Source organism: Caballeronia terrestris, from assembly GCF_001544515.1.
In the GTDB taxonomy this organism is placed as follows: Bacteria; Pseudomonadota; Gammaproteobacteria; order Burkholderiales; family Burkholderiaceae; genus Caballeronia; species Caballeronia terrestris.
Genome location: NZ_FCOL02000253.1, coordinates 1 through 2,660 on the forward strand (window position 1 = coordinate 1; position 2,660 = coordinate 2,660).

Annotated in this window: 2 protein-coding genes; both read left to right on the forward strand. The window is 64.3% G+C overall.

Going from position 1 to position 2,660, the window contains the following annotated elements; all coding sequences use genetic code 11:
• Positions 1-711 (forward strand): nucleotide-binding domain containing protein (locus AWB67_RS36095; protein WP_327367124.1); only part of this gene is annotated, 711 nt, incomplete at its 5' end.
• Between the two features lie 24 nt (positions 712-735).
• The gene (gene pdxA, locus AWB67_RS36100) at positions 736-1,737 is read left to right on the forward strand and encodes a 4-hydroxythreonine-4-phosphate dehydrogenase PdxA (RefSeq protein ID WP_087660651.1); all 1,002 of its coding nucleotides are present in this window, start codon (positions 736-738) and stop codon (positions 1,735-1,737) included.
• Positions 1,738-2,660: the final 923 nt, after the last annotated feature.

A 2,660-nucleotide genomic window follows, 5' to 3' on the forward strand; every position in this document is an offset into this window, starting at 1 on the left:
GCCGAAACGAGCGCCGATCTGAGCGTGCTCGCGCGAGTCACCGCTTCGATGAGCGAGCCGTTCTTCTGGGTCGGATCGGGCGGACTCGCGCGCGAACTCGCCGCGCTGCCCGATCTCTTCGATGCCGCGCCGCAACCGTCGGCGACATCCTCGCCGGAGGCGGGTCGAGCGGGCGCGATTCTGATCCTCGTCGGCAGCCTGTCGGCGGTCTCCGAACGCCAGTGCGCAATGCTGCGCGAGCGCGCGGGCGTCCCGGAACTTGTCGTGCCGCCCGCCGTGCTGCGCGAAGGCGAGCGCCACGCCGCTTGGAGCGAATGGCTCGACCGGATCGGCGCCCAATTGCAGGCAGACGCGGACCTGATCGTGCGCATCGGCCGTGACGAAGCGTTTGATCCAGCTGAAGGCGCGCATCTCTCGACGATGCTAGCCGCGCTCGTCGCCCCGCATTTCGGGCGCCTCGGCGGCCTGATAGCGACCGGCGGCGAGACCGCCCGGGCGATGCTCGGCGCCGCGAACATCGGCAGTCTCGAACTGCTGGCGGAAATCGAAGCGGGCGTCGCCGTGGCGCGGCCCGGCGCCACCGCGCGACCCGCGATCGTCACCAAGGCCGGCGCCTTCGGCAGCGAACACGCGCTCTATGGCGCGTACCTGCACCTGCGCGGCACGGCCAAACCTGAACACACCGCTGCGTCCACCCTCGCGACGCGCTGAACCTACTTACATCGAAAGCACACTATGAGCAACTACCTCCCCATAATCGGCATCACGATGGGCGACGCGACCGGCGTTGGCCCCGAAATCATTGTCAAGAGCCTGACGCACGACTCGGTCTACGCGCAATGCCGCCCGCTCGTGATCGGCGACGCGCGGCGTCTGGAACGCGCGAACGAGATCGTCGGCGGCAGCGCGCGGGTGCGGCGCATCGCGCAGGCGTCCGAGGCGCGCTACGAGCGGGGCGTGATCGATTGCATCGACCTCGGGCTAATCCCCGACGACCTGCCGTTCGGCGAACTTTCGCCAATCGCCGGCGACGCGGCGTATCGCTACATCGCGCGCGCTGTTGAACTTGCGCAGGCGAACGAAATCGACGCAATCTGCACGGCGCCGCTCAACAAGGAGGCGCTGCATGCGGGCGGCCACAAGTTCCCGGGCCACACGGAGATGCTCGCGCAACTGACGGGCATCGACGAAGTGTCGATGATGCTCGTCGCGCCGCAACTGCGCGTGATCCACGTGACCACGCATATCGGCATCATCGACGCGATCCGCAAGATCGAGCCGGGCCTCGTGCAGCGTACGATTGAGCGCGGCAACGCGACGCTCGTGAAGGCGGGCATCGCGAAGCCGCGCATCGGCGTGTGCGGGATCAACCCGCACGCGGGCGAAAACGGTCTTTTCGGCTACGGCGAGGAAGAGGAGAAGATTATTCCGGCAGTGAAAGTGTTGCAGGAACGTGGGCTCGACGTGACGGGGCCGCTTCCCGCCGACACGCTGTTCTACCGTGCGGGCCGCGGCGACTTCGATCTCGTCGTCGCGATGTATCACGATCAGGGGCACGGGCCGGTGAAAGTGCTCGGGCTGGAAGCGGGCGTGAACGTGACGGTCGGGCTCGACGTGATCCGCACCTCGGTGGATCACGGCACAGCGTTTGACATTGCGGGCAAGGGCATTGCCGACGAAGGCAGCCTGCTCGAAGCGCTGCGCCAGGGCGCGGAACTGGCGACGCGGCGGGGTTGAGCGAAGCGGCGGGGCTCTCCCGGCGTCGCCGTCGCGATTAACTTTCCGTTCGCGAAGCCGAACCGGCTCGCTTAAGTTGTAGCCGTTCTGCGGCCGCCTAAATGACCCCGTGACCGCGTCGGCGAACGATAGTAAATGGCCAATCGCCCGCCCTCTGACGTGGCTTCGGCTCGATTGCGTTCCGCCGAGGATCGCCATCAGCGTCCTCCCATTTCGCAATCTCGCAATCTGTGATGTTCGCAAAAATGTTGATCGATCGATCCACCACAAGAGCGGGATCGTCATCGACACAGAGTCGTCATGGGTCCCCACAACGCAGCTTCAGATCCCTCGGCAGAGCCGTGACCGGCGATCGGGGTCATCAAGTAGAGACCGGGCAGCGAGAAAGGGTGTCGACCCAGTGGAATGACTGAGGGTAACCTTACGGGAACCGCTATTGCTCGCCCGGAAGCCTCTACGATGGAGCTTTGATCATGTGCTACAGCGATCCCGACGCGATTCTTCTAGATATTCTTCAGACCGGTAATCTACCTTCCAACGAGCACGGGCACACAGCGCTCGATGACTTCAACCACTTCGGCGCCTACTCGGGCTGCAATCCCTCTCAGGTGAGCTCGGAAGCATACGCCTGGGCTAGACTCGCCTTTGTCAGCGCTCGTCTGCGAACTTCATAAGCGTCGTCCCGCTGATCGAGGCCTCCGATTTGATGCTCCCCACGCTGCAGCGCGCCCCGTTCTCCCGCCAAGGCTGGATTCGAGTGAAATACAAGTAGGCACTTTGCCGTCTATTGCCTTTCGAGCGCTTGCCTAGCTTGTGAGGCTGGCATAAGAAGCTGTCGCTTTTCGAAATCGACGACTGTGGCTTTTCAACGATGCGCTCATGCTGCGTTGCGGGTCATTAAGGCCGATGGCTCAAATCGACCC

Coding starts and splice junctions, on each gene's coding strand:
- pdxA (WP_087660651.1), top strand. CDS start 736: ATGAGCAACTACCTCCCCATAATCGGCATCACGATGGGCGACGCGACC.